Annotated in this window: 1 protein-coding gene; it reads right to left on the minus strand. The window is 67.0% G+C overall.

The annotated features are described in order from the left end of the window. The coding region (locus HHX33_RS34685) for an IS701 family transposase (RefSeq protein WP_182878255.1) at positions 1–918 on the minus strand (918 nt) is incomplete at both ends.

Here is a 918-nt window from a genome sequence, read left to right on the forward strand (position 1 = left end):
TCTTAGCGGACTGGAAACACTCCTCGATCGCCCAGCGAGAGCCAGCGACGGCGATGAGGTCCTCCAAGGTGGTGCCGACCGGTGCGTAACACAGGTAGTAGGCCAGCTCAAGCTCGCCCTTGGCATTGGGAGTGAGGCTGCGCCGAACGAGCAGCCACCGCTGGTAGCCGGGCTCGGCCTCAAAGGTCACCGTGGCCAGCGCCCAGTCATACAGACGCTCGCCCTTGGCGCCGTCCCCGCAGGAACAGCGCTTCCACGCCTCGGGCGGAGCTTGTGCGGTCGCGCTGTCAGCGCGGATCTGTCCGCCCCACCCCATGCCGATCCATTGGCTCTTGGGCACCGCCACCACATAGCTCAGGCGGTGCTCTTCCAGGAAGCGCCGGAACTTGTTGTCCATGCCATAGGCCTCATCAGCGCTCACCCAGGACGCCGGCACCCCCGCCTTCACGGCCCGGGCCAGCATCGTCCGAGCCAGCACCGGCTTGGTGGCGAACGCCACCTCCTCACCGATGCCGGCCCGGATGCAACGCTCCCTGTCTTCAGTCCAGGACTTCGGCAGATACAGCTCGGCGTCGATCAGCGTCCGGCCCAGCGGGGAGGCGTAGGCGAGGAACACGCCCAGCTGGCAGTTCTCGATCCGACCCGCCGTGCCGGAGTACTGGCGCTGCACCCCGGCCGACTTGTCCCCCTTCTTCAGGAAGCCGGTGTCATCCACGATCAATACGCCATCGCGGTGACCGAGGTTGTCCATCACGTAATCGCGCAGGTCAACCCGCACCTGCCGAGGATCCCAGCGTGCACTGTTCAACAAGCGCTGCATGCGATCAGGAGCCGCATCCCCGGCCGCCTCCGCCAGCTGCCAGCCGTTCTTGCGCTCGATCGGAGCCAGCAGCCCCAGCAGGTACGCCCGCGCCTGCC

Source organism: Microbispora sp. H10670 (genome assembly GCF_014161385.1).
GTDB classification, from domain to species: domain Bacteria; phylum Actinomycetota; class Actinomycetes; order Streptosporangiales; family Streptosporangiaceae; genus Microbispora; species Microbispora triticiradicis.